The 26,625-nt window shown below is 47.4% G+C and carries 25 protein-coding genes and 1 tRNA gene; 8 read left to right on the top strand and 18 right to left on the bottom strand.

Annotation, left to right across the window (positions count from 1 at the left end; all coding sequences use genetic code 11):
• Nucleotides 1–120 precede the first annotated feature (120 nt).
• Both GC178_12840 and GC178_12845 read left to right on the top strand, forming a co-directional pair.
• The gene (locus tag GC178_12840) at nucleotides 121–1,482 is read left to right on the top strand and encodes a peptidoglycan synthetase (protein ID MBI1288451.1); all 1,362 of its coding nucleotides are present in this window, start codon (nucleotides 121–123) and stop codon (nucleotides 1,480–1,482) included.
• Nucleotides 1,483–1,517: 35 nt separating this feature from the next.
• On the top strand, nucleotides 1,518–3,113 hold the full coding sequence (locus GC178_12845) for a T9SS type A sorting domain-containing protein (protein MBI1288452.1): 1,596 nt from the start codon (nucleotides 1,518–1,520) through the stop codon (nucleotides 3,111–3,113).
• On the opposite strand, the gene GC178_12850 is transcribed toward GC178_12845, so the two are convergent.
• The 3 genes from GC178_12850 to GC178_12860 are packed head-to-tail and all read right to left on the bottom strand — an operon-like array spanning nucleotide 3,114 to nucleotide 5,596.
• Nucleotides 3,114–3,614 (bottom strand): DUF4199 family protein, encoded by a 501-nt coding sequence (locus tag GC178_12850; GenBank protein ID MBI1288453.1) that lies wholly within the window; start codon nucleotides 3,612–3,614, stop codon nucleotides 3,114–3,116. It abuts the gene before it with no gap.
• Between the two features lie 3 nt (nucleotides 3,615–3,617).
• Nucleotides 3,618–4,133 (bottom strand): hypothetical protein, encoded by a 516-nt coding sequence (locus GC178_12855; protein MBI1288454.1) that lies wholly within the window; start codon nucleotides 4,131–4,133, stop codon nucleotides 3,618–3,620.
• A gap of 29 nt (nucleotides 4,134–4,162) precedes the next feature.
• Nucleotides 4,163–5,596 carry a redoxin domain-containing protein gene (locus GC178_12860; GenBank protein MBI1288455.1) on the bottom strand — a complete coding sequence of 478 codons (1,434 nt, stop codon included), beginning with the start codon at nucleotides 5,594–5,596 and terminating at the stop codon, nucleotides 4,163–4,165.
• Between the two features lie 147 nt (nucleotides 5,597–5,743).
• On the opposite strand from GC178_12860, the gene GC178_12865 reads away from it, so the two are divergent.
• The gene (locus GC178_12865; protein ID MBI1288456.1) at nucleotides 5,744–6,184 is read left to right on the top strand and encodes a GNAT family N-acetyltransferase; all 441 of its coding nucleotides are present in this window, start codon (nucleotides 5,744–5,746) and stop codon (nucleotides 6,182–6,184) included.
• On the opposite strand, the gene GC178_12870 is transcribed toward GC178_12865, so the two are convergent.
• Genes GC178_12870 through GC178_12890 form a run of 5 tightly spaced genes read right to left on the bottom strand, consistent with a single transcriptional unit; the run spans nucleotide 6,185 to nucleotide 9,983 of the window.
• Entirely contained in the window at nucleotides 6,185–6,595 is a 411-nt protein-coding gene (locus tag GC178_12870; protein ID MBI1288457.1) for an acyl-CoA thioesterase, read from the bottom strand.
• A gap of 36 nt (nucleotides 6,596–6,631) precedes the next feature.
• Nucleotides 6,632–7,189 (bottom strand): hypothetical protein, encoded by a 558-nt coding sequence (locus GC178_12875; GenBank protein MBI1288458.1) that lies wholly within the window; start codon nucleotides 7,187–7,189, stop codon nucleotides 6,632–6,634.
• Between the two features lie 50 nt (nucleotides 7,190–7,239).
• Complete coding sequence (locus GC178_12880) at nucleotides 7,240–7,671, bottom strand: hypothetical protein (protein MBI1288459.1); 432 nt, start codon at nucleotides 7,669–7,671, stop codon at nucleotides 7,240–7,242.
• Nucleotides 7,671–8,126 carry a hypothetical protein gene (locus GC178_12885; protein ID MBI1288460.1) on the bottom strand — a complete coding sequence of 152 codons (456 nt, stop codon included), beginning with the start codon at nucleotides 8,124–8,126 and terminating at the stop codon, nucleotides 7,671–7,673. The genes GC178_12880 and GC178_12885 overlap by 1 nt, the downstream gene beginning before the upstream one ends.
• Nucleotides 8,127–8,183: 57 nt before the next feature.
• Nucleotides 8,184–9,983 carry an acyl-CoA dehydrogenase gene (locus GC178_12890; GenBank protein MBI1288461.1) on the bottom strand — a complete coding sequence of 600 codons (1,800 nt, stop codon included), beginning with the start codon at nucleotides 9,981–9,983 and terminating at the stop codon, nucleotides 8,184–8,186.
• 186 nt (nucleotides 9,984–10,169) lie between these two features.
• Between GC178_12890 and GC178_12895 the strand changes: the two genes are divergently transcribed.
• On the top strand, nucleotides 10,170–10,712 hold the full coding sequence (locus tag GC178_12895; GenBank protein MBI1288462.1) for a hypothetical protein: 543 nt from the start codon (nucleotides 10,170–10,172) through the stop codon (nucleotides 10,710–10,712).
• Between the two features lie 20 nt (nucleotides 10,713–10,732).
• On the opposite strand, the gene GC178_12900 is transcribed toward GC178_12895, so the two are convergent.
• From GC178_12900 to rsgA, 7 genes are all read right to left on the bottom strand, one after another.
• Nucleotides 10,733–11,194: a hypothetical protein gene (locus GC178_12900; protein ID MBI1288463.1), complete on the bottom strand. Its 462-nt coding sequence runs from the start codon at nucleotides 11,192–11,194 to the stop codon at nucleotides 10,733–10,735.
• A 3-nt stretch (nucleotides 11,195–11,197) separates the two neighbouring features.
• Complete coding sequence (locus GC178_12905; GenBank protein MBI1288464.1) at nucleotides 11,198–12,811, bottom strand: T9SS type A sorting domain-containing protein; 1,614 nt, start codon at nucleotides 12,809–12,811, stop codon at nucleotides 11,198–11,200.
• A gap of 48 nt (nucleotides 12,812–12,859) precedes the next feature.
• The gene (ppk2, locus tag GC178_12910; protein MBI1288465.1) at nucleotides 12,860–13,627 is read right to left on the bottom strand and encodes a polyphosphate kinase 2; all 768 of its coding nucleotides are present in this window, start codon (nucleotides 13,625–13,627) and stop codon (nucleotides 12,860–12,862) included.
• A gap of 19 nt (nucleotides 13,628–13,646) precedes the next feature.
• Nucleotides 13,647–14,501: a polyphosphate kinase 2 gene (ppk2, locus tag GC178_12915; GenBank protein ID MBI1288466.1), complete on the bottom strand. Its 855-nt coding sequence runs from the start codon at nucleotides 14,499–14,501 to the stop codon at nucleotides 13,647–13,649.
• Nucleotides 14,502–14,764: 263 nt separating this feature from the next.
• Nucleotides 14,765–16,825, bottom strand: coding sequence for a hypothetical protein (locus GC178_12920; protein MBI1288467.1), 2,061 nt, complete (start codon nucleotides 16,823–16,825; stop codon nucleotides 14,765–14,767).
• Nucleotides 16,826–16,887: 62 nt separating this feature from the next.
• Nucleotides 16,888–17,388 (bottom strand): divergent PAP2 family protein, encoded by a 501-nt coding sequence (locus GC178_12925; GenBank protein ID MBI1288468.1) that lies wholly within the window; start codon nucleotides 17,386–17,388, stop codon nucleotides 16,888–16,890.
• The gene (gene rsgA / locus GC178_12930) at nucleotides 17,385–18,311 is read right to left on the bottom strand and encodes a ribosome small subunit-dependent GTPase A (GenBank protein ID MBI1288469.1); all 927 of its coding nucleotides are present in this window, start codon (nucleotides 18,309–18,311) and stop codon (nucleotides 17,385–17,387) included. Before rsgA ends, GC178_12925 begins: the two co-directional genes overlap by 4 nt.
• Before the next feature lie 60 nt (nucleotides 18,312–18,371).
• Between rsgA and gldA the strand changes: the two genes are divergently transcribed.
• Both gldA and GC178_12940 read left to right on the top strand, forming a co-directional pair.
• Nucleotides 18,372–19,277, top strand: coding sequence for a gliding motility-associated ABC transporter ATP-binding subunit GldA (gldA, locus tag GC178_12935; GenBank protein MBI1288470.1), 906 nt, complete (start codon nucleotides 18,372–18,374; stop codon nucleotides 19,275–19,277).
• A 105-nt stretch (nucleotides 19,278–19,382) separates the two neighbouring features.
• Nucleotides 19,383–20,744, top strand: coding sequence for a methionine adenosyltransferase (locus GC178_12940; GenBank protein MBI1288471.1), 1,362 nt, complete (start codon nucleotides 19,383–19,385; stop codon nucleotides 20,742–20,744).
• Nucleotides 20,745–20,798: 54 nt separating this feature from the next.
• On the opposite strand, the gene GC178_12945 is transcribed toward GC178_12940, so the two are convergent.
• Nucleotides 20,799–22,103, bottom strand: a complete 1,305-nt coding sequence (locus GC178_12945; protein ID MBI1288472.1) for a ribosome biogenesis GTPase Der — start codon at nucleotides 22,101–22,103, stop codon at nucleotides 20,799–20,801.
• A gap of 6 nt (nucleotides 22,104–22,109) precedes the next feature.
• A complete protein-coding gene (locus GC178_12950) occupies nucleotides 22,110–22,982 on the bottom strand; it encodes a GTPase Era (GenBank protein ID MBI1288473.1) in 873 nt (290 codons plus the stop codon).
• 107 nt (nucleotides 22,983–23,089) lie between these two features.
• Here GC178_12950 and GC178_12955 point away from each other — a divergent pair.
• Nucleotides 23,090–23,162: transfer RNA gene (locus tag GC178_12955), tRNA-Met, on the top strand.
• Nucleotides 23,163–23,197: 35 nt separating this feature from the next.
• On the opposite strand, the gene GC178_12960 is transcribed toward GC178_12955, so the two are convergent.
• On the bottom strand, nucleotides 23,198–23,785 hold the full coding sequence (locus GC178_12960; GenBank protein MBI1288474.1) for a hypothetical protein: 588 nt from the start codon (nucleotides 23,783–23,785) through the stop codon (nucleotides 23,198–23,200).
• Nucleotides 23,786–23,902: 117 nt separating this feature from the next.
• On the opposite strand from GC178_12960, the gene GC178_12965 reads away from it, so the two are divergent.
• The coding region (locus tag GC178_12965) for a hypothetical protein (GenBank protein ID MBI1288475.1) at nucleotides 23,903–26,625 on the top strand (2,723 nt) is incomplete at its 3' end.

Raw genomic sequence — 26,625 nt, forward strand, 5'->3', positions numbered from 1 at the left:
TACGGTTGTCCTACTGTCGACTGTGGTCAGTCGCCATCGTCCGCCTCAAAATTTAACATTGCCACATGGTGGGGCTGTCTTATTTTGCGGTCGTTAACATTTGCTTAACGATTCGTTTACGTGAAGGTCCATTTCATAGCAATCGGGGGAAGTGCCATGCACAATCTGGCCTTGGCTTTGCACCACAAAGGGTATGAAGTTACGGGGTCTGATGATGAAGTTTTCGAGCCTTCCAAGAGCCGTTTGCAAAAGTACGGTCTGCTGCCTGAGAAAATGGGCTGGAATCCTGATCATATCACAAATGATCTTGACGCAGTGATTCTGGGAATGCATGCACGGAGCGACAATCCCGAGTTGCTGAAAGCGCAGGAGTTGGGATTGAAGATTTATTCCTATCCGGAGTACATCTACGAACAGACCAAGGACAAGACACGCGTGGTGATTGGTGGAAGTCATGGCAAAACGACCATCACAGCCATGATTCTACATGTGCTGAACAGATGTGGTGTGGATGCCGATTACATGGTCGGTGCGCAACTGGCCGGATTCGATACCATGGTGAAGCTGACCGAGAAAGCGCCTGTGGTGATTCTTGAAGGTGACGAATATTTGAGCAGTCCCATCGACCGCAGGCCGAAATTCCATCTGTATAAACCAAACATCGCGCTGATAAGCGGTATTGCTTGGGATCATGTGAATGTGTTTCCGACATTCGACAACTACGTGGAGCAGTTTTCCATGTTCGTGGATCTGATCGAGAAAGGAGGGAAGCTCATTTACTGTATTGATGATGCGGAAGTGAAGAAAGTGGCGGAAGATGCGGAGAATGATATTTCGCTGTTGCCGTACTCCGTTCCGCCTCATGTGATCGAAGATGGCATCACCTATCTACTCACAGACCAAGGAAAGATTCCGTTGCAGGTGTTCGGTGAACACAACTTGGTAAATATGAACGGGGCGCGCTTGGTGTGTGCCAGTTTGGGCGTTACGGATAAGGATTTTTACCACGCCATTCAAGACTTTAAAGGTGCCAGCAAGCGATTGGAGCTGTTGGCATCATCCAAGAAAACCGTTGTTTACAAGGATTTCGCGCATTCGCCATCCAAGGTAAAAGCCACGGTTGCTGCTGTTAAGAAGCAGTTTGACGACCGTCAGCTTGTAGCTGTTTTGGAACTTCATACGTTCAGTTCGCTCAACCTCAAGTTTTTGGAGGAATACCGCAAAAGCATGAAGTTGGCGGACGCGGCCATCGTGTATTTCAATCCTAAAACGTTGAAACACAAGAAGCTGCCTGAACTGACCAAAAAGGAAGTGAAAAAGGCGTTCGGGAAGAAAGATCTCATCGTTATCACCGATTCATCAGAATTAAAGGAGTTCCTCCATAAGATGAGCTGGAAGAAGAAGAATCTGCTACTGATGAGTTCTGGGAACTTCGATGGGATGGATCTTCAAAAACTTTCCAAAGACGTTGTGAAAAATTAGAAACAGTTTGTTAATTTCATGCAAATTCAATCTGCATGAAAAGATTCTACTCCTTCGTCTTCCTTTTCTTCTTTACGGTTTCGGTCAGTTTTGCTCAGTATTACACACTGAATGTTGGCACGCATGAAACTCGACCGTGTGAAACGGACTCCACCACAAGCATTGACGCGTATTCTAATGTTCGCATGTATTCAACGTTAGATGATACTTGGAACGGTGCATTGGACAGTTCTCTTTGCTATTCATTGGTTCAGAACGGTAATTCTTGGAGGTTCCCACTATCTACGGTTCCAAATGACCGTTCGGTCTTTTTCGAGTTTGAAATTGATTCTGCATTGCCTTTGGACACATCAACGGTGTACCTGATGTGGTCGTTGCTCTACTATGGTTGTTCTTCCAGCGGATGTGAGAAAGTTCATATGAAAATGCAAATGCCAGATTCATCTGGAACGGACACGGTTTACAGCATGGTCGATCTGGTGTTCGAGACAGGAGGTGAACCGATTATTTGTTTTCCTACACAGAAAATCATTGGGCAAGAAGTAATTCAAGTTGTCTACGAGTTTCACTCCTATGGAGCAACAAATGACACGTATTTTCAGAACCCAAACTTAGAACCTCATTATGATGGCACCCAAATTATTCCTCAAGTGACCTATCCTCAAGTTGATTGGGGACCTTATCTTGTTCGTTACTGGAATGATGTCTATCCCACACCAGATTCTATTAGTTATACGGATGTGATGCCTTATGGAAGTCCGACCGATTCCACATTGATCGAGTTCTACATTCCAGAGTATGCTTCGCTTCATTTTCAAGATTTCACGGCTTTGCGTGGCGCATTGGTCGATAGTTCTAACTCCGTTAGACATGGCCTCGATGTCATTTTGAATGGCAACATGTGCATTACATGGTTCGAAGTTTTTTGGGAAGGAGGAACACATTTGGTTGCTGACGGTGGAACCATCGGATTTCATGGTTCAAAAGGCTGTAATCTTTTTGGCCGTGGAGGTGGATTGAAAGTGAAAAGTGGTACCGAATTTCACTACGGACATAACGGCATCGGTATGATGGCCCTGAAAACAGACGCTCAGATTGAAATCGAACCGGGAGGTCATTTGGTCATCAATGGTCCTGTGTTCATGTACGAGTATGGCACAGATACGGAACCGAACCAACTCTACATGGAACTTCCGGTAGGTGCCAAACTAACGTTCGGTGAAGGGAGCAGTCTTTCCAATCAATACAGCAAAGATGGAACGATGAAACTCAACATTTACATGCGGGGCGGAGAATTGGACCTGTCAGGTCTGACGGATGAGGAACAGCAACTTATCAATCTGATCTACGATAAGCCAAGTCCACGTGCATGGGAGAATCTGACGGTCTATCCGAACCCGACCGTTAACTCAACAACCTTGCTTTGGGTTGCAAAAGACGCAGGAGAAGCGATTCAGTACGAACTGTTCGATATGACCGGAAAACGAGTTGAAAACGGAAGCTATTTCACCACAAATCCTGGGCACAATCGGTTTGAGCTGGATTTGGAATCCTTGAAAGCAGGAACCTATACAATTCGATTGACATCTGGCGATGAGGTGCTCTCCCGCACAAAAATTATGAAGCAGTAGTTATTTCCGAATCAGCATCGCGGCCAGCAGCGAACTGATGAATCCAACTACCATGTTGCTCATGAGTAAAATGAGAATAAGCATGGAAGGCGAAAGTACTTGCTTAGCACCTTCCAATCGCTTTGCAGATTCTGCCTGGGTAATGCTTCCATCGGCAACGGCTGCATCCAGCAACTGCTTCATGTCCATAATTCGTTGACCGATCAGCGGATCTCCGAACATTTTGAAAAGGATGTAGGTGACTAAAGCAACGGTCAGCGTAAATAGCGCAACGGGTTTCATTCCCGAACGGATGCGTTCGCCAAATCCAAATGAGACGGATGAACCACGCACTTTGATGGCCTCGTGAACGGGCACGATCGTGAGAACCAACATCAGATTGGCGAACATGGTACGCGAAATAACGAAGATCAATTCATCGCCCGTGGCGAATAAATAGACATTGATGGCAATGGCCAAAAAGAGGCCGATCAGCGTGACAATGAAAGGATTTTTGACCAATGCTTAGGCTTTCACCAATGTAGGAAAACGGAATTCGGCCAACTTGTAGCTTCCGAAGAAAACCACGGTGAAAAGCATGTCGCCCACAAACGTTCCGCGGAAGAATGGAAGTCCAGCAGCGTAGCTGTTCAGCAAACCCGAAAGGTCTTTTGTGTATTCAGGCATGGTCAGCCAGCAGGCCGCGTTCGTTATCAGAAAGAAAACAACCGACCCGAACATCGCTCCGCTCAAAGCAGAAAGCATGGTAGGGTTTTTACGGATTGCTTGGCCAATAAGCACAACAGCGAAGAAACCGAGATAAACCGCCCACATGGTGTCGTGGAAACCGACAAAAACATCCGAGACAAGCATTATGGCCAACGGCAATACAAATCCAAGGATACGGTTGCTGAACATGGCTCCGCCAAAAAGTGCTATGGCCGCCACAGGCGAAAAGTTGTACGGCAGAACTCCTGCAATGCGCAAGCCCGCTGCCAGAACGATCAGCACAAAAATGAAGAGGTTACGTGAATTGATCATCAGTTTCAGTTTGAAGCAAAGTTAACTTCTTACGAAGATCTTTTCTTATGATGTCGGATGAAGTTTTCAAGGTCTTCGGCTCCCAAACGCTTGGCAATGATCTTCTTGTCCTTGTCCAAAAGATAAATAACTGGAGTAGAGTAGATGTCGTAGAGGTATTTGTAAGCCGTTTTCTGTTCTGGATCTTCCACATTTATCCAATCCAAATGATGCTCGTTGATGTACTTGATCCACTCATCGCGCTCCTCAGCATTCGTGTTCACACCATAGATCTCGAAATTCAGTTCCTTTTTAAACTTATCGTAGAATTCCTTGACTTTTGGCGTGGTTTTTTTGCAATGACCACAGGTTGGATCCCAGAAATAGATGATGGTATAATCATTTGGGATGGCGTGCAGCACCTGAAATTTTCCAGCCGTGTCATTCATGATGAGGTTCGGTGCTGTGTTTCCGATAAGCGAGTAACTCAACTTCTTTGCGCGGTCGCAGATCTTTGAGATGGTGGTCGAATCTGCCCAGAACGCCTGACCCGTGCAGTAGTAAGACTGCGCCATGTGCACAAACACCGCATCCATGCCCATTTGCTTGGATGTTTCGAAATGGCTGGTTATCCAGAAAACGGTGTATTTGAAAAGCTCTGGGCTTTTACGTGTTTTCTCTACCAATTTGCTCGCCTCCACATTTATCGAATCGGGAATCTGATAAATGGTCTTGGTCATAAAACGCTCCAACTTATTGTGAAACACGGGCGTCCGCAGAATGCGGTCATCGGAAAAGTCGATCAGATCCCAATAGTGATCTTTGAACCAACGCCAAGCGAACGTACTGTCCGTTTTTCCATTCTCATCAACGGGAGCTTCTGGTATTTCAGGGTCTTTGGAACCAAGGAAAACAACTGCCAACAGCGATTTCGGATGGTCTTCAATGAACTTGTTCTTGTACAGCTTCACGTCTTCATCTATCGCGGCCATTTCATCCTGTAGTTTCTTAAACTCAGGAAGCTCTTTATACCCAAGGCTGTCGGCTTTTTTCAGCTCTTCCATTTTGGAAGTAAGCGGCTCACTCTTCTTTTTCTGATCATTGAGGAAGCGGAGGTAGTTGTAGAAAAGTGTGTTCTCATCGCTCCCGGTCACCTTCATGCTCTTGATCGGAGTCTCATACTTAGAGTTCATTTTGAAGTGTTGGTCGGCATCAACCATCACCTCAAAATACTTGTTGTCTGGCGGCATTACCGCAATGTAAATTCCTTCTGGAAGTGCTTCTTCTCCCTTGAAAACGAAACGCCCCTTCTCGTCAACACGCGTACTGTCTTTAATGTATTGCTTGTTGCCATAATAGTAGGCCAGAATGGCTTTTCCTGGCTTGCAACCTTCAATGTTCAGATCGATCTCGTAACCATCTTTTTGGCCGAAAACGTTTCCCACAACTCCCAGAAACAAAGCAATAATGAATGTTTTCCTCATACTGAATTCGGTTTGGTCTATTTTAAAAGGCGCTCGAAATTAGCAATTCAGGTGCTTATTTATTTTCTTGAGCGGCCAAGTGCAAGGATAACGCAAAGCACATTCCGAGTTGCCGTTCGGGGCGTGCGTTATGAATTTTTTAACAAAATGGTCGATTACCAACTTCTGAACACCACCGATTTTGCCACCACTTTGGAAAAAGAGGCCATTGCCAATTTCCTGATGCGGAACTTGGAGGATTATCTTGACACACGGGATAATGTTTCGCGGGCCATTGAGTACGCTTTGAGCAAATTTCCGCACCAAGGTGGTTTTGTGCTCATTGCAAGGCACAATGATGAAATTGTTGGTATTACGGTTGTGAACCGTACCAATTTTGAAGGCTATTTTGCTGAGAATATTCTGGTGTATCTGGCGGTGGATGAGACCTTTAGAAGGCAAGGTGTGGCCAGCGAACTGTTGAGCAGGATCAAGGTTTACTCGAAAGGAAGTGTGTTGGTGAGGCTTCGCCAGAACGATACGATGAAAGAACTGTTTCTGAAGTCAGGTTTTGAGCAGGATTCGCTCGAATTCATTCTCAATCGCTGATCAGGATTCCTTGTTCTTTTCCTGCTCCTCGGCAAAGCGTCTTCTTACTTCACCAGCTATCGGAATCTTATCTCCGTTCTCATCAATGCGCACAAAAACGATCTGTGTTCTACATACGATGTCTTCTTCGGTGGTGTAAACGTTATATCTGCGAGCTTCAACTTTCAATGAAATTGAGGTCGTTCCCATCGAAACCGCTTCTCCATAAATGTTGATGGTGTGTCCAACCTTCACAGGCCGCTCGAAGAGGATCTCGGTCATTTTTCGTGTGACCATATTTGGAGTTTTACAGATGCGATTGCTCATGGCAACAGCCGCCTCATCGATCCACGAAAGCATTAATCCCCCAAAAAGATTTCCGTGCACGCCAATATCCTTGGTCATGCACACTTTGGTCATCAGTAATTCCATTCTTAGTTGAGCCGTTTTTGAAGCTGCAAAGGTAGGTCAAAGCTTTCGGCCTTTGGCCACATGCACGTCTCGTTCAACCCTGTTCAATGTTGCTTTATCAATCATCAAACGGCTGTTCTGCCCGCGAACGATCGTATACATCTTTCCTTGATAGTCGAGCGAACCGACACGGTTTCCGCGACCTGTGCTTTTCCATTCTTTCGCCCCGATCTTAAAGTAGCTGCCAGCAACCACAATATCATTCTGTCGCTCCACCAGAAAAGGAATGGACCTTCCATCACCAGTATCAAAACTGATGCGAAGGGTTTTCTCATCTTTCATTTCGCAGACGCCAGGCGTGTTTGCTGGAATGATGATCTCCTCGATGTTCTTTCCGTTCTCAATTCGCACTTTTCCTTCAGCCACTTTTACTTCCTCTTTGCTCAGGTAACGGGCCAAAACGATCTCTTCCGAATTGTAGAATTGAACCTTTGAAATATCCACGCCTGCCTTCTCGATCTGTTGGCGCGTGGCAACTGTGAGATACATCCGATTGAGGGAACATGATGAGAGCAGCGTAGTGACCGCAATGAGTAAAATGGTTGACTTTTTCATGATACAGAGATTGATGTCTGAGTTTCTCAACAACTGTACCAAGGAAAGAACTATTGCTTGATGAATTCCAGAATCTCTTGATTGTCAGCCCCTTCCAGAATGATCTCTAAGACCGAATCTTTCCGTGTGTAAATGATGGTTGATGGGAAGTCATTCTCTGGGTCGCAGAATGTTGCCGTGTAAACCGATGCAGAAGTCATCCTAAAAAAAGCCGTTTTGTTTGGAAGAACGGCTACGTACTCTGTTTTATTCGGTGATGTGTTAATGCTCAAGAACTCCATGAACATCAACTCTTCATTCTTGAACATTTGTGCTTCACCGATCAACGAACTATCACTTTTCAGTTTCCATGTTTCGATGGTTTTGGTCTGTCCGTCCAACCGTTTCCATGAACCTATCAACCATGAGAATTCTACCGATTGTCCTGAGCACGAAAGTGTCGAAACGAGTACCAATGAAGCCGCAAATAGAATTCGCAGCATCAGGTGATCTTGAGAACGATCAGGAATGAGATGAACACCAAAAGCAGAAACAATAACCCGAATTTGTTCTTCTCGAAAAAAGATTCTTCTCCAAGCTGAAATGGAGTAGGAGAAGAACCATCTTTACCAGGCTTTGCCACGTAGGGCTTCTTGTTCCGCGCTTTTTCTACGCGCTTCTGTTCAACTTCCAGACCTTTCAGGTAATTGGAGTATGTGCCGAACGTGCGGATAAAATCCTGTCCAGTATTTGTTAGAGAGTAGCATGGATAGCCTTGCGAATCCGTGTCTTTTTCATCTACCAAACTCTTGGAGCGCAGAATGGAATCGATCTCATTGATGAGGTCATCATCAAAATCGATCTTGTGCCTGTTGAGCACACGCCTGATGCTGAGTGATGGCTGCATGGTGGTAACCAGTTCATCCAGCATCAGATCGACCAGTTTTGACAATTTCATACAGCTAATTTATAGCCAATTATGAATTTATCTCAATATAAACGGTAAAACAATGTATCAATTAATAAACTCTGGCTCAAGTTCCAAGGTCAAACGCTTGTCACTCAGCAAACGCTTCGTAAGACCAATGGACTTCGGAACCTCGTACTCAAAGAAGTACTCGAAGGCGGCCCATTTGCCTTTATAGAACTTCAATTCTTCACCAGAAGGTCCTTCAGCAAGTTTAGCATCTACCACTAACGCTTGCTTTAGCCATTGCCATCCAACGGCAAGAATACCTGCGTTCTCCAAAAAGAGTGTGGCATCGGCCAAGAACACTTCTGGTTTTTCGCTCTGCGCCAATCCCATCAACTTCATGGTCACTTCCTGAAACTTGGTGGCAGTGGCTCCCAATTTCTCAGCGTAAGCTTTGGTGTTCTCATTGGCAAGCCCCGCTTTGATGGTCGATTGCAGTTCGGCCCCGAACGCCATGACGGCCGCTCCCATTTTCATGGTCACTTTTCTGCCGAGAAGGTCCATGGCCTGAATACCTGTTGTTCCTTCGTAGATCGGGTTGATTCGCGTATCGCGATAGTATTGCTGCAAAGGGAAGTCGCTACAGAAACCAGCACCGCCAAGCACTTGCATTCCCTGACTCGTGCTCTGTACACTCATTTCTGATGGATACGCCTTGGCCATTGGTGTAAGAAGATCCAGCAGCATCTGATACTTCACTTTTTCATCGCCTTCAGAAACTTTGACCATGTCGGCATAGAACGCGCATTGCGTTACCAGCGAAAGACCTCCTTCCATCACCGATTTTTGGAAAAGCAACATTCGCTTCACATCAGCATAATTGATGATGAGTTCCATGGGAGAGGTAAGATCTGTATTGGAAAGGGATCGTCCCTGCGGACGCTCGTTCGCGTATTCCAAAGAGGCGTAGTAGGCGGCAGATGAAAGTCCACAGGACATCACCCCAACGCTGATACGCGCCCCGTTCATCATTTGGAACATGTAACGCAGGCCGTTGTGCGGTTCACCGACCAGCCAGCCGTGGCAATCATTGTTGTCGCCCATTACCAAGTGCATTACTGGGCAGCCCTTCATTCCCATTTTTCCTTCAAAACCAGCGGTTACCACATCGTTCGGAACCAATTGGCCGTTTTCTGGGCGAAATTTCGGAACCACAAAAAGCGAGATGCCTTTACTTCCCGCAGGACCACCTTCAATCTTGGCCAACATCAGGTGAACTATGTTTTCAACTCCATCGTGGTCTCCAGCGGAAATGAAAATTTTCTGCCCCTTGATCCTATATGAGCCGTCACCTGTCTCTGTCGCAGATGTTCTAATGTCGCCCAACGAACTTCCCGCATGAGGCTCGGTGAGAGCCATGGTTCCCTGCCATTGGCCAGCGAACATTTTGGTCATGTATGTTTCCTGCAATTCCTTGCTGCCAAAAGATGAAATCAACTCTGCCGAACCCATGGTTAGTCCAAAATAAGAGGCCGCAGCCGTATTGGCCGAATGGAAAATGAAGTTGGCAGCATTGTAAACGGTTGCAGGCATTTGCTGTCCACCATGTTCAAAACCTTCTTGGGCAACGATCCAGCCGCTTTCGCCCGTTTCCTTCATAATATCTTTCACGCCAGGATGAACATGCACAACACCATCACCCATTACAGGCGGCTTTTTGTCCATCTCCTCATAAATGGGAAAGAACAGATTGTCTGCGATCTGCTTTGCCGAATCGAGCATCATGTCGAAACCATCTTTGGTGTGTTCCGCATAGCGTTCGTACTTGGTCAGTTGTTCTGCATTAAAAACTTCGTGAAGTAGGAAGCGCAGATTGCGCATGCTCATGTATTCTTTCGCCATTTTTCTAAGTGTTTTACGGAGTCGACAAAACTATCAGAATTCAACGATTGGCAAACGTCAGTCCCAACACACATTTGTTGATCTTTGCCCGATATGGTCTTGATGCATTAATTCGAAAAACCGTAGCTTACGGCTGAAACACTTTTACTGTCCACATTGTCAACGAAAACCATTACTCGGCTAATTGTGCTGCTGGCCATAACGCTGGTGCTGATGTACTTGGGAAGGCATTCGGAGATTAGTCAATTCTTTGGGCTGGAATATCTTACCCGTACCATTCAGAACACGGGAATGTTCGGGTTGGTCATGTTTACCATTGTATACATCATTGGTACATTGATGAACATACCTGGAATGATCTTCCTGTTCATTCTGTTCTTGGTTTATGATGATGCCTTGGGTCTGGCGGTCGGATATTTATCGACCCTGCTTTCAATGATCGCGCATTTCAAATTTACGCGAGCTGTTGCAGGAACTCCATTTGCGGAAATAAAGCAACCATTCATCCGGAAACAGCTGGATCAGCTTGAGGCTCGGCCGCTTCGTACGACCATCATTCTTAGGTTACTCCTTTTCATTTCACCGCCTGTGAACTACGCATTGGCACTTTCGTCCATCCGGTTCAAGCACTTTCTGATCGGGTCAATGGTTGCCATGCCGTTCAATCTCTTGGCGAATTTCTTCCTCACCATCTACGCAAAAGATTGGATGATGAAATGCTTTGGGTGAACACATGGAGATTTGGGCGACTAAACATCCCAATCCCAAAATCGCCACCAGCCTGTTTTGTCGTCAATGGTCACTTGGATGTTCGGGTTCTTTTCCTTCAACAGCCGAACGAATTCGTTCTCGTTGGCAGGGGAGATGAGCCACCAATCATCATTTTGTGATTCAATAGACAATCGTTTAAGTGATCCTGCGGGGCCTGAAAGTGGATTATATGTCCGTTTGACCAAGGTAATTTGGTCAATCCTAAGCGATGCGGTCACAAATGGTCCAACCGTAAGTTTGAGTTCGTCTCCCTCTATCTTATAGCCGATTAGTATCAGAATCAATATAAACGATGTTAAAACTCCAAGTGGAATAAACAGATTGGGAATTTCTATACCTGAAAAGTCACCGGACAAAAGATTAGGAATGAATGGTAAGAGTATTATTCCTAAAACGAATAGCATAAGCGCTATACTTATTCTGGTTCGGAACCGATGCATCTCTTATTCTTTGATGACCCTACGTACAGCCGTGCGGCCATCTTGCGTGATGCGACAGAGGTAGATCCCTTGAGCAAGGTCATCTAAAGAAATGGAAGTGACCGTCTGCTTGGCATTTGCCTGAAGCACCACCTTTCCTGAAACATCCATTAGCTGTACGATGGCCGATCTGCTGGCATCTTCCAAGCGGATGTTCAGTTCATCTTTGGTCGGGTTCGGGTAGATGGAGACCTGAATCTCGGTGAGTTCATTGACCGATAGCGCATTTCCGCGAGTGAAGACAGGATATTCGGTGTAAGGAACATTGAGCGTTTCGGTAGTACCTCCCGTGTACACCTGATTGTTGTCGTAGAGGTAGATCCACTCATATCCTGGCGGGAAATTGACCGTGATGCTGGTGCCTGCTTCCAAGAACGGAGCTACGAAAATGTCGGTACCGAGCATGTAGCTGTAATCGGTCTTATTGAAGAACTGCATCAGCGATTGCTGATTGGACTCAAAATCAACGCTCTGCTGCATAAGGTAAGGAAGCATGTTGTAGCGTTTCTGCACCAGATCCTGATAAATCTCCAATGTTTCCTGATCGAACATCCACGGACGATGCTCGCCTCCGCCACCGTTTTCCATCAGCCCGCTGAAAGTTCCCAACTGCGCCCAGCGGATGAACAGTTCCTTCGATCGCCCCATGGGTTGATAGTTATCATCCTCGCGGTAGCCACCAATATCCGATCCGAAGGAGAGGTAGCCCTTTTCGTAAGAATGGTACATGTTATTCAGCGCCCAGGTAAGACCTTCGAACGTGGCATCCTGATCACCGACCCACGCTGCATAACCTGTTGTCACAGGGGAGAAGGACACCTGATCGCCACCGATGTCTGCCGTTCCATAATTGTCGATGGGGCGAGCCATGATGAGGCGGTCGTTGCCCAAAACTTCACGGGTATAATCGAAATGAAGTTGATAGTAAGCATGGGAGTAATCCAACCGCGAAACGAAGTTGTTAGCACCGGGCGACCAAGGCGTTTGGATAGCGGAGAAGTCTGTCCCATCGGTTTTCCAGCCGTCAATGCCCATATCGAGCATCTGATCCATCAACCCTTTCCACCAAGCAACAGCATCGGGATTGAACCAATCGATGAGGCTGCCATCGCCTTTCCACCAATTGACAACCGTTGGATTGGCATCGAACGGAAGCTGCTTCATGTAATAGTCGTGGTCTTTTCCGTAATCGTATAGCGGCTGTACATCCGTGTTGACAATGCCCGTTATCCACATCACCACTTTCACATCGCGGGCGTGTAGCGAGTCGATCATGGCCTGTGCGTTCTCAAAAAGGGCGGTGTCCCACTCAAAGGTGTTGTAGCCTGTTTCCCAAGGAGAATCGATGATAATGGCATTCACAGGGATGCCACGGGAAATGTAGTCGTCCACGATCTGTAGCGCGCTGTGCTGCGTGCTTTCATCTTCCCAAATCCAATGTGAAAAAGCCCACGCAGGCCAATTCAGACCAAAAGTGTCTTCCAAGGAATTTGATGGGATGGGGGCGTTCCAATCTATCTGCTGAGCATTTGCAGAAATAATGGTGGAAGCGAGTAGAAGGAGTATAAATGTTCGCATGCTGTAGAGGTTAGCTGCAAACGAATTTAACGGATTCCTTGGCTTCGGCTATTTTTCGTACGGAATGGTGTTCAGAATATGCTCCAAGGAGCGGATGCGTGCCTCGGTTTTCACGTTGGCATCAATGATGGTCCAAGGGCAAAGCGTGGTGTTGGTCCTATCGAACATCACCTGTTTGTATTTGGTGTATTCATCCCAAAGTTCCTGTGCACGTTCATCCACCGGGCTCATTTTCCACTTTTTCAATGGATCTTTTTTGATGTCGGCAAACCTGCGGACCTGTTCCTCTTTACTTATTGAAAAGTACATTTTGATGAGATACGTGTCGCCCTGAACGAGCATCTTCTCAAACTCATTCACGTTCTCCATAAAAATGTTGTACTGCTCTTCGGTGCAGAAGCCGTTAACAGGTTCCACAACCGCACGGTTGTACCAGCTACGGTCAAAGAAAACGATCTCTCCAGGGATGGGAAGTCTGCGCACATAACGCTGAAAATACCATTGTCCGGCCTCTTCTGCTGTTGGTTTTGGAAGAGCCACTACGCGGTATGCACGTGGATTGATGTGGGCGGTGGTCCTTCGGATGGCGCCACCCTTTCCGGCAGCATCACGACCTTCATACACAACCACCACCTTTTTGTTGTTCTCCATCACCCATGTTTGCAGCTTGATCATCTCTGCCTGCAATTCCTTGAGGCGATGATCGTAGCGGGCGTATTCCAACGATTTACCAAGGTTTACCTTAGAGGAACGGATCAATTGCCGAAGCCCTGCTTTGGAGTTCAGCATTTGCACATCCTCTTCCGTGAGGTCGATCTTCGGTGTGTTTGAAGTATCAGACATCGAGTTGTTGGATGTGTCGGTAATACCGCATGATGACGTTCGGGTCGGGTAGGAGCACGGTCTCAGCATGCTCCTTTCCATCATAATCGAACCGTGAAAGAATGTAGCGCATGCTCTCAAGACGGGCGGTGCGCTTGCTGTTGGTCTTTACAATGATCCACGGACTGAAGCTGTTGTGGGTTTTAGCGAACATCTGCTCCTTATAGTAGGTGTATTCGTCCCAGTATTCCTGTCCTTTCATGTCCACCGGACTGAACTTCCATTGCTTCAGCGGGTTTTTCATCCGCGATTCGAAACGTTTCTGCTGCTCATCTTTTGTAATGGAGAACCAGAATTTGATGATGATGACGCCATCTTCATACAGCATGTGTTCGAACTCGGGCACCTGCACCATGAAACGTTCGTACTGGGCGCGGTTGCAGAAACCCATCACAGGTTCCACCACGGCACGGTTGTACCAGCTGCGGTCAAAGAAGACGATCTCGCCTGGTTCGGGCAACTGGCTGATGTAGCGTCTGAAGAACCACTGTCCCTTTTCGATCTCGGTAGGTTTGTTCAAAGCTACAATGCGGCTCGAACGCGGATTGAGGTGCTCGGTAAAACGCTTGATGGTGCCCCCTTTCCCAGAAGCATCACGTCCTTCAAGCAGAATGGCCACACGTAGTTTACGCTTGAAAATCCAACGCTGCAGACTTACGAGTTGTGCTTGCAGTTTGGCCAGTTCAATTTCATATTCGCGGTTGGCAATATGATTACGGATCTTGATGCCTTTGTCTTTCGCCAACTGGATCACCTCCTTGCGGGTGGTGAAATTCTCAAGCTCCTCTTTGGTGAACTGCGTGTCCATATTTCGCAAATCTAACGAAATTGATAGGCGGGAATGTTAAGGATCGTTAGCGCAATTCAGATAGGCCATTCTGACATAAAACCATCCTTTTGGTTTGTGGGCTTAAATCTCGAAAGGACATTCTTTGGCCACAGAAACACAGATTCTCATAGATTTCACAGAGTCGTTGTGAAAACCTCTCTGTTTTCTGCGTTCCTTCCAAATGTTCGGGACAAGTTGTGGCTAATTCATCTTGCCTGCATAACAGATAATCTCATCTGAGATCAACTCTTCTTACGAAGAACGATCTGCCCGTTCTGAACGTCTTGGATGGCCTGCTGCATGCGAATGACATCGGCAATGTTCTCGGCAGGGATTTTCTCAGCTGTAATCGAGTGTATTGCCGTAATGGAAAGTTGCTGCGGGTTTTCCATGGTTGCCTTGAAGGTGAACGTTCCGTAAGAGTTCGTCAGTTCAAAAGTTGGCGTTTCCACCAGTTCATAATCACCATCGAGCTGAACCACATGGTCGATCCTGTCAGTTCCTTCAAAATCTGTGTAGAAAGATAGATGTCTTGGCGTTTCGATGGTCTGCTGCTCGATCACGAAGGGAAAAAGGTCGGTCAGACTGATGGTCAGTTCGTTTCCGTCTTTGGCAGCGATCACTGCATTCATCTCCGTTTTGCAACGGAAATTGAATGGCGGTACCGTTTGTTCCTCCTCAATGGAAACGGTCGGTTTTCCTGCAATACTTGGAAGATCCAAGAGGGTCTGACAATACATCGGGTTTACGGTCTGGTCGCAATCTTCGTGGCGGTAAGCATGGCGGCCCAACGTGCTGAACTGTCCTGAGAGCGCAACATCCGAACGCAGACTTCCTGCGCCTTTCTCATCCAGTTTGATGTAGGTCTTCAGTTCACGATGATTCTCAGTTGCTGGTTGATGCGGCAACCTTACAAGGTCCAATTCTGAATTCAACCGCTTGTACCAGATCGGAAACAGCTCATTTCCTGTAAGACTTATGGCAACCGCGTTGTCGTAGTAAAACGGCAGCTCATCAAGGTAATATCCTGCGTTGGAGCGCTTGGGAAGCAGCAGCGCGGCCGTTGAATCGAGGCCGATGGCGAAGAGGTAATCGTTGTCCGCCATGGGTTCGTAATAGTATTTGCCAACCTGTCCTGCACGCACATCACACGGATAAAGCGTGTTGTAGCGCAATCCCAATCCAACAAATATGTAGCGATAGGCATCATAGCGGGCCACATTTCTGATCTTGTGTTCCAAAAGATGTGCGCCAATGCGCACTTTCCGATTATCATAATTAGCAAGGAAGTCGCGGTCGTCCAAAAAGGCAAAGTCCTTCACAATATCATTGTTGATCTTCCGAAAGGCCAGACTGCTGGAATCGTTGGCATATCTTTCCAGAAAGTGCCGCACGTTATTGGTCGTGACATCGTTGGTGCCAACGCTGAACCTTCGGTAAATATTCACGGTGTTGCTCTCTCTCATCCGTCCCAAAGCCAAATGAAATGGCATGAATTCGCCCATGTTCGCGTTATATGGCAGGTACAGCCAAGAATAGGGCTGGGGAAGAACGGTCAAGTAAGGGAGTTCGGTGTAAGGTCTGGCTCCAGGTTCTTCGGTGCATCCTTCAAGGTCTTTCAACGAAACCGAAATAATTGTTTCACCGTCCTCTTGATTGGTCTTGGTGTACGTGGCTCCATTCTCCCCTTTTATCATGAATGGAAGATTCTTGGAGATCTTCATTTCAAACGAATACTTCTTCTTCGGATATTTTCCATTGAAGAACACGCGATACCCCAGAAAACGCTGCCAGTTGCAGTTGTACGGGGCGCGTACCACATATTTGAATACAAGTTCATCTCCCACTTTCAGCTCTTTCAGGTGGTATGTGACAAGATCGGTATAGTGAAAATTGTAGTGGAGTACGCGATAGATCTCTTCGGAAGTGGCATCGGGATCATATCCCTTTTTGCCATTTATCCAGTAAGAGAATTCGGATATGTAGGCACAGAAAAGATTGGGTTGCAGATTATTAATGGCAGCCGATTGCACAGGTGTGTGCGAGTCGTGAAGTTCTGGTACGTGCAGGTTCTGATAATATTGAAGTCCCTCTTCGTCCAAGATCTTCACCTTCACCGTTTTGGTAAGATAGATCTGGATGAAGTTGAATTTCGTTCCTGCAAGTTCAATGTGGTCTTCTTCTGCAAGAACGATGCAATGGGCCGCGGTCTGGGTCGAATCGGGTGACGTTCTGGCAATGGTAGGAAAAGCGTGTAGAAGGGCCAGAAGGCAGATGGCCGCGAAATGCTGACGGTGTTTCATAACGGCAAGATTTGTCGCAATGTAACAACAATCGATTTCCGAAAGTGTAATCCGTAAACTATTCAGGCAGAAGGAAGTAATTCCATGATGAATGGAATCCTGAACCCATAGTGGATGAACAGACTTACCGCCACGCCAAGCAGCGCGCCAACAAGCACCTCGGTGGGCGTATGCCCGAGGAATTCCTTCAGTTTCACCTTTCCAGTCTCGCTGTCGGGGGCAAGAAGCTGTTTGATCATTCGGTTGAGTACCATGGCCTGTTTGCTGGCGTTTCTGCGCAATCCCGCAGCATCAAACATCACCACGGTGGCAAAGCAGACGGCAATGGCGTAGGAGGTAGAATTGAAACCGTCAATGAGTCCAACGGATGTGGCCATGGAAACCACCGTGGAGCTATGGCTTGAGGGCATTCCGCCCGTGGCGAAAAGAATGGTCCATTTAAAGGACCGCTTTTTCACAGCCACCGTCAGTATCTTGAAGAACTGCGCAATGAGGTTGGAGGCCACGAACGCCACAATTACTTCCCAACCCGTTCCGTGTATATGTTCAAGGAAGATGTTCATCCGATGCTCTCGATGATGCTAATATAACTCGAATAGCGGGTTGTCGGAATCTCACCCGACTCTACATCGTTCCGTACAGCGCAGCCAGGCTCATTCAAATGCAGACAGTTGTTGAATTTGCAATGCTCAGAACTTCGGAATATTTCGGGGAAGAAGTGCGATATCTCGTACTTGTCCATGTCGATCATCCCGAATTCCTTAATGCCTGGCGTATCGATGATGTAGCCTGACCCTTCCAGTGGAAACATCTCCGCAAAAGTGGTGGTGTGCGTGCCTTTGCTGTGCACCTCCGATATTTCGGCCGTTCTCAGGTTCAGTTCGGGAACAAGGCTGTTGATGAGCGTGCTTTTCCCAACGCCCGAGTGTCCAGAGACCAGCGTCACTTTGCCATTCATCCACGTTTTCAGCTCATTCATTCCAAAACCATCCAAAGCAGATGCAACGAATACGCGATAACCGACCTTTTGGTATGTGGCCACATATTCTTGTTGAAGTGCCTTGGTCTTTTTGTCGGTGTTCAGGTCGCATTTGTTGATGAGCACAGCCGCAGGAATATTGTATGCCTCGGCCGTACACAGAAATCGGTCGATGAAACCGTAGGATGTACGCGGCAGATGCACCGTGGCAATGATCAGCGCCTGATCAACGTTCGAAGCAATGATATGCGCTTCCTTGCTGAGATTTACCGACTTGCGGATGATGTAATTCTTCCGCTCCTCGATGCGTTGGATGACGCCTTTGCCCGTTTCTGGTTCAATCTCAAACTCAACCTTATCGCCTACAGAAATGGGGCTGGTGGTGCGCAAACCTTTGAGCCGATATTGGCCACGCAAACGGCAGTCCAGCACGGTTCCATGTTCGTCCATCACCGAACTCCAACTGCCCGTACTTCGAATTACTGTGCCTTTTCTCAGGTCTGCCATCTTGCCAAAGATAGTTTCATCACGGAGGCCAATTGTTAACTTCACCGCAAATTGTTTGAGATGTCGATTGTTGTTGAGAATGTGACGAAACTTTACGGAGAGCAGAAAGCCCTCGATGATGTTTCGTTTGAAGTGAAAAAAGGGGAGGTGCTCGGTTTTCTGGGCCCGAACGGGGCAGGAAAATCGACCATGATGAAGATCATCTCATGTTTCATTCCGCCAACATCAGGAACAGTTAAGGTAGGAGGTTTCGATATTGAACAGGATTCGATGAACGTGCGGTCCTTGGTCGGCTATCTGCCAGAAAGTAATCCGCTTTACTACGACATGTACGTGAAGGAGTATTTGGAGCTGGTCTGTGGTTTCTACGGCATCAAGCAGGGCAGAAAGGAGCGCGTTGGTGAAATGATCGAGGTGACGGGACTTGGAAGAGAGCAGCACAAGCAGATCGGTCAGCTTTCCAAGGGCTACAAGCAGCGGGTAGGTATTGCGCAGGCACTGATCCATGACCCGCAAATTCTTATTCTCGATGAACCGACATCCGGGTTGGATCCCAATCAGTTAGTGGATATCCGTGAACTCATCAAAAAACTTGGAAGAGAGAAAACGGTGATGTTCTCATCGCATATCATGCAGGAGGTGGAGGCCGTTTCCGACCGTATCATCATTATCGATAAGGGAAAATTGGTCACCGACCGAAAGGTAAAAGAGGTTGGAAACAAAGGTGCGTTCCAGTCCGTGATTGTAGAATTTGATGTTGAAGTTGAAAAAGCACTCATCCAAAGCGTTGCAGGCGTTCAGACCATCGAGATCATCTCAGACAAGACGTATCGAATTGTTGCTCAGGCGGATGGCGATCTGCGCAAAGTGATCTCGGAGTGGGCGCGTCAGCAGGATCTGTTGGTTCTTACCCTGAAAGTGGAAGATCAGAACTTGGAAGAGATATTCCGCCAGCACACAAAATAATTTCTTGCATTTGCCACTTACGGCATTGGCCTGTTTCTAAAAGTGATAAATTGCGCCTCCAATTTTTATCATTAATACGCTGTTAAAGTAAAACGTTAATCAAATATGGCATATTTATTCACATCAGAATCAGTTTCAGAAGGGCATCCGGATAAGGTTGCCGATCAGATCTCTGACGCAATGCTTGATGAATTCCTCAAGCACGATCCTAACTCAAAGGTGGCCTGCGAAACGTTCTGTACCACTGGATTGGTGGTTGTAGGTGGCGAGATCTCGTCACAGGGAGAAGGAAAAGTGAAAGTGGACGAGATCGTCCGCAGAACGGTGAAGAACATCGGCTACACCAAGGCTTCGTACAAGTTCGATTCGGAAAGCTGTGGGGTCATTTCCGCCATGCACGAGCAATCTGGAGATATTCGTCAGGGAGTGGAAGAAGGCGCTGGTCTTTACAAGGAGCAGGGAGCCGGTGATCAGGGAATGATGTTCGGCTACGCAACCAATGAATCGGACAATTACCTGCCCATTTCGTTGGATCTTTCACACCTGATCCTTCGCGAAATGGCGGAGATCAGAAAGGAAGGAAAGGTCATGAAGTACTTGGGGCCTGACAGCAAGTCGCAGGTTACCATTGAGTACAACGATCGCGGTAAGGCACATTCTGTTCATACAATTGTTGTTTCAACGCAGCACGATGATTTTGATGAGGAAGAAAGAATGCTTGCACAGATAAAGCATGATGTGCGCGAGATCGTGTTGAGGAGGGTAATGAAAAAACTGCCGGTAAGAATCCGAAGAATGTTCGGTAGAGGTTGGCAGAACAGAATCACACTTCACGTAAACCCAACAGGAAAATTCGTGATCGGAGGTCCTCACGGAGACGTTGGTCTGACAGGAAGAAAGATCATTGTCGATACCTACGGAGGTCGCGGAGCCCACGGTGGTGGTGCCTTCTCGGGCAAAGATTCATCAAAAGTAGACAGAAGTGCTGCCTATGCCGCGCGCCATATCGCCAAGAACTTGGTGGCAGCAGGTGTTTGCGATCAGGCGCTGGTGCAGGTTGCTTACGCCATCGGTGTGGCTCAACCGGTAAGTCTTTACGTTAATACGTACAAGACCTCCAAAGTTTGGTTGGGAGGAAAGAAACTTTCTGATGGCGAGATCTCTAAGATGGTTGCCGAGTTGTTCGATATGCGTCCAGCGGCCATTGTTTCGCGTTTCGGTCTGAGAAATCCAGTATTCTCTGAAACGGCTGCCTATGGTCATTTTGGCCGCGAAAGCGAGGTCAAGGAAGTTGAAGTTTACTACAACGGACCTGGCGTGGTTGAGCGCAAGGGTCGATTCTTCAAGAAGGTGGAAACATTTGCTTGGGAAAAACTGGACCGTGTGAATGAACTGGTGAAGGTGTTTGAATTGGATCAGGTTCCAGAAATTCCAGATTTCATGAACATGACAGTAGACGAAGATTGAATGGATTTGGATTGAAAGAAAAGGGCCGACAATTGTCGGCCCTTTCTTTTTCCATTACTTTTTTCGGAAGTAGATCTCTATCGGAACCCCGGTGAACCCAAAGTTCTCACGGACCTTATTCTCCAAGAACCTCCGATAATCTTCCCGTACGTGTTTCGGATGGTTGCAGAAGAACGCAAACGAAGGAAAGTAAGTAGGCAGCTGCGTTACATACTTGATCTTGATGTAATAGTGCTTCATCGTTGGCGGAGGAGTTGTTTGAATGATCGGAAGCATCACCTCGTTCAACTTGCGCGTATTGATCCGCTTCGAACGGTTGTTGTAAACATCCACAGCAATCTCAAGTGCCTTATGGATGCGCTGCTTGGTCAATGCGCTCACAAACAGAATAGGAACATCCGTAAACGGAGCGATCTTGGATTGGATCTGTTCCGTGTATCGTTTGGTAGACATGGTATCTTTCTCCATCAGGTCCCACTTGTTCACAAGGATCACAATTCCCTTGTGGTTTTTCTTGGCCAATGAGAAAATGGAAAGGTCCTGATGTTCGAAGCCTTGCGTAGCATCGATCATCAGAATACAGACATCACAACTTTCAATGGCTTTGATGGAGCGGAGCACCGAGTAGAACTCTACATCCTCATGCACCGACTTTTTCTTTCGGATGCCTGCCGTATCGACCAATGTGAATTCAAAACCGAAACCTTTGTAGTGGCTGTCGATCGAATCGCGCGTAGTGCCTGCAATGTCGGTTACAATATTCCTTTCCTCACCCAAAAGGGCATTCGTCAGGCTCGATTTTCCCACATTCGGACGACCCACAATTGCAAAGCGCGGGAAGTTTGATTCTGGTAGTACGTCATCTTTGTCGAGATGCGATACGATATCGTCCAAAAGTTCGCCCGTTCCACTTCCGTTGATTCCCGAAATGCAATGGTATTCGCCAAGGCCCAACGCATAGAATTCCGTTGCATCAGCGATCCGCTCGTTATTGTCAACCTTGTTCACAACCAGAAGAATCGGCTTTTCGGCCTTACGAAGCACGCTTGCAACCACTTCATCCGGCCCCATGATGCCCGCTGACACATCAACTACGAAAAGAAGAACGCTTGCCTCTTCAATAGCGATTTCCACCTGCTTGCGGATCTCCCCTTCAAAAACATCTTCAGAACCTTGAATGTATCCTCCCGAATCGATGACGGTGAATTCAACTCCATTCCAATTCGACTTGCCGTAGGTTCTGTCGCGCGTTACGCCACTTTGCTCGTCCACAATGGCCTGTCGCTCACCGATCAACCTGTTGAACAGGGTCGATTTGCCCACGTTTGGCCTTCCAACTATCGCTACAATATTGCTCATGTCTTTTTATAGATAACCGAATTCCTTCAGGTCTCGGTCGTTACTGCGCCAATCCTTTCTAACCTTCACGGTCAGATCCAAAAACACCTTCTTCTGAATAAAGTTCTCGATGTCCCGTCTGGCTTCCGTGCCCATCCGTTTAATGGATCTGCCACCTTGGCCTATGATGATGATCTTCTGCGATTCCCGTTCTACAAAGATCGTGGCCTTGATCCGGTCCATGTCCTTTTGTTCCTTGTAATCCTCGATCACCACCTCAACCGAATAAGGAATCTCCTTTTTGTAATGCTTGAGGATCTTTTCCCGAATGATCTCCGAAACAAAGAAGCGGACGTTTCGGTCCGTCAGCTCTTCCTTGTCATAATAGGGTGGATGATCGGGAAGGTGCGTTTTCATCAGTTCCAACAACTCCTTCGTATTAAAACCATGCAGGGCTGAAACAGGTAGGATTTCAGCTTTCGGAAGTTTCCCATTCCATGCTTGAATACGTTCAGCCACCTTTTCCTGATCGTTCAGATCGATCTTGTTGATGACAATAATGACCGGACACTTCACTTTGGCAACCTGCTCAATGAGCACTTCATTGAACGGTTCTTCCACTTCAACCAAGTAGAGGAGGAGGTCGGCATCCTTGATGGCAGAGTCCACAAACGCCATCATATTCTCCTGCAGTTTGTAAGCTGGGTCAAGAATGCCTGGTGTATCGGAGAATACGATCTGATGGTCATCATCATTCCAAATTCCGAGAATCCGATGTCGTGTTGTCTGGGCCTTTGGGTTGGTGATGGAGAGCTTTTCTCCGATCAACGCGTTCATCAGCGTGGATTTTCCCACATTCGGCTTACCGATGATTGTAACAAAACCGGCCTTGTGTGACATGGGAAAAGGGTGTGAAAATTTGGTGTGCAAAGAAACAAATTATATATTTGCCGCCCGTTTGAGACAAACAGGCCGTGCCAAGGCACATTCAGCCGTTTAAGATACATCGCGGGATGGAGCAGTTGGTAGCTCGTCGGGCTCATAACCCGAAGGTCGTTGGTTCGAGTCCAGCTCCCGCAACTAAGGCCCGAGGTCAGAAATGACTTCGGGTCTTTTTATTTGGGCTGTTTCCAAGCAACGTTATACGCCAGACCGATACGGATCATACCAGTAGAACGAATTTCCATTTCGGTAGGTGTTTCCTTGTACTCACTCCAATCGAGCACCACGCCCACGTTGAAATCTGAGAACATGTAAAATCGGTTTCCCATCTGGCAGTCGAAACCCATTCCTACCATATTCTCAAGCAGGTAAACATTGGTCGGTAAAAGATGCCGGTCGGAAACCTCATCGTATATCTTCGGGTATTTCTTGCCTCTATTGTGGACGTCAAACAGGTTGGTGTACCCGAAATAGAGATTGAACATGTTTTTACGCTTGTTCGGGTAGAACTTATAACCCAAATATGTTCCAAGAATTCCAGGACCATCCTTCCAGATATCGTACATGGTAATGTTCAGTCCAGCATCTATTTTATGGCCGCCACGGTAATATGAAAAGGATGGTACAAAGCCGAGACCTGAAGAGGATGCTAAAAAACCGCCTTCCACAGAAAAGTAGTTGGTGTATTGTCCGTATGATTCCTGACCATTGGATAGGTAAGGAAGTAGAAAAAGAAACAATATCAGCCAAGTTGATCTCATGCCTTCTCGTCATATAACTCTCGACCCATCATTTGGTTGCCGAGAATTCTGAATTATTGAAACAACTCACTCGATGATCTTGCGTCAACGTGTTGAAAACTTCATTGCGATCATACAATGGTGTTCTGTTCCAATTCGCGTAATTCATGCCTTCAAATGACAACCCTACAATCTGATTCCCGGCTAAAAGATCGCTTGTTCAGGTCATTCTTGTTCTTGGCTTTATCCGTGGGGATAATTCAAACCTCGTTTGCTCAGTCTCCAACCTGCGACATAGCTGCCATTAATGCAGCTTTTACGGGTGCAGGTTACGTGCCATTGGCAGTGCAGAACCAGCCATGCAGTATGTATTTCGTCAATCCCACCAGCCAGTCTGCAGCACAGGCGCAGTCAGCAGCAGCCACATTGGGAGCGAATCTGGTGTTTATGAATGATGCGGCTGAGAATTCGAATGTGTCGGCTGCCCTGAATGCCAGCCCATACTCTGGTCAGACCATCTGGATTGGTGTTCAACGAACGGGCACCGGGGCCAGTACATTCTATGCCAGCGATGGTACCACAGGACCGTTTACCCCAAGCAACGGAAACCCCAATATTTATCAGAATTGGGCAAGTGGTGAGCCAAACAACAATGGTTACGGAGACACCGACTGGCTCGGTAACTGCGATTGGGACTGTCAGAATGGGGAACAGTGTGTCCAGATTTATCCAGACGGCCAATGGAATGACCTTGGCTGCAATGAGAGCAGCATCTCGGTCATTGAGGTCAACTTATGCCCAGAGATAACAATAGATGTATCTGCCAACAACTTTTGCGTTGGAAACTCATCTACACTTACGGCAAGCACGCTTCTTGGCTCGCAGCCGTATCAGTATATGTGGTCAACCAATCAGGCAACTGCGGCCATTACGGTCTCTCCAACCACCACCACCACATATACCGTTGGAGTTGCAGACAGATATCAATGCTCAGCCGCAGATTCTGTAGAGATAACGGTGCTACAAGGACCCGATGCCACATTTACCATGGATGCTTCCGCCTGTATCGGTGAGCCGGTAACGATCACTTACTCAGGTAACGCATCTGCAGGTGCAACATACACTTGGGATTTTGGAACGGGCGTGATTGTAAGTGGAAGCGGACAGGGGCCTTATCAGGTTGCTTGGCCAGCTTCTGGAAGCCAAACGGTCACATTGGCGGTTACAGAAAATGGCTGTACATCTCCAACGGAATCTCAATCAATTACCATTTCACCTTTGCCTACGGCAGATTTCACGTTTACAACCGTCTGCGAGGGAAGTGCCACCGATATGACCAATACATCCACCGGAAACGGTGCGGTTATACTTGGTAGTGCCTGGGTGGTGGAAGGCGATACCATCATTTCAACCGACCTTAGCTACACATTCCCGGCTGCAGGTACCTATCCGGTCACGCTGGGTGTTCTCACCTTGGACAGTTGTTACGCTACCGTTACTCAGCAGGTCACGGTCAATCCTGGCCCAACCGCCACTCTGACCATTACCGATGCCACTTGCTTTGGAGATTGCGATGGCGAGGCAGAAGCAGTTATTCAGGGAGGAGCAGCACCGGTAACGGTTCTTTGGAGCAATGGAGCAAATGGAACGATCATACAAGGTCAATGTGCCGGGCCGGTAAATGGAACCGTTTCGGATGCCAACGGATGCTCGTTTGACGTACAGGGAACAATCGGTGAGCCGGATGAACTGGTGGTTGCGGTGAATGTGACAGAGACCACCTGCCCAGGATTGAGTACCGGAACCGCTTCGGAGGTCATCTCAGGGGGTACCGCTCCTTACACATTGGATTGGGGTGGAGCAGACCCGAACGCGCTGGCAGCTGGAAGCTATACGCTTAGCGTAACCGATGCAAACGGCTGTATGGCCAGCGAACAATTTGACATTGTGGATGGTGCTGGATTGATTTTGACCTTTACGGTTACCGACAACATTTGCTTCGGTGGTTCTGATGGTCAGGTGGTATTGACAGCCTCCAATGGCGTAGCACCTTATGATATTGTTTGGACGGATGCATTCTTCAATCCATTGCAGTCGGATCTTCAAACTCAGGGAACTTCTACCTTGAGCGGTCTAAGTGCGGGGACATATAATGTGGGAGTTCAAGATGCTACCGGATGTCAGAATGCTGCCAGTGTCTCGGTAACACAGCCAGCTCAGGATCTGGTGATGACGTTAACGCCAACCGACCTGACCTGCTATGAAAGTGGCGATGGTCAGATCGTGGCAAGTCAAGGAGGGCTTTCCCCGTTTCAGTTTGCACTTTCTGATGTGAATGGCAATCCGCTGGAAGCAGCTTCCGACCCAACCTCATACACGTTTCAAGGATTGGATGTCGGTATCTACTTTGTAGATATTACGGATGCAAACGGATGTAGTACAACAGACGCGGTAGAACTTACCCAGCCAGATGAGCTGACAGCCGAATCGACCGTGTCGCCCATTTCATGCTACTTGGGTTCTGATGGAGCCGTAAGCATTACGGCCATTAACGGTGGAACAACTCCATATCAGCCTGTATCGTGGGATGATCCAAATTCGCAGACCGGAAGCACGGCTACGGGTCTGAGCCAAGGAACCTACACCGCCACCATTACCGATGCGAACGGCTGTGAATTGCAGCAGACCTTCTCGCTTACGCATCCACAGCGGCTCACCTTGGAAGGTCGCTATTATACCGACACCTGCGGACAGGGACGAGGAGCGGCCATCATAGACGTTTCTCTCGGAACACCTCCTTATTCGTATCTGTGGAAACCGGATAGCATCACTACGGCCATTCATTACAACCTTCCAGCAGA

The organism is Flavobacteriales bacterium (assembly GCA_016124845.1).
Lineage (GTDB): Bacteria > Bacteroidota > Bacteroidia > UBA10329 > UBA10329 > UBA10329.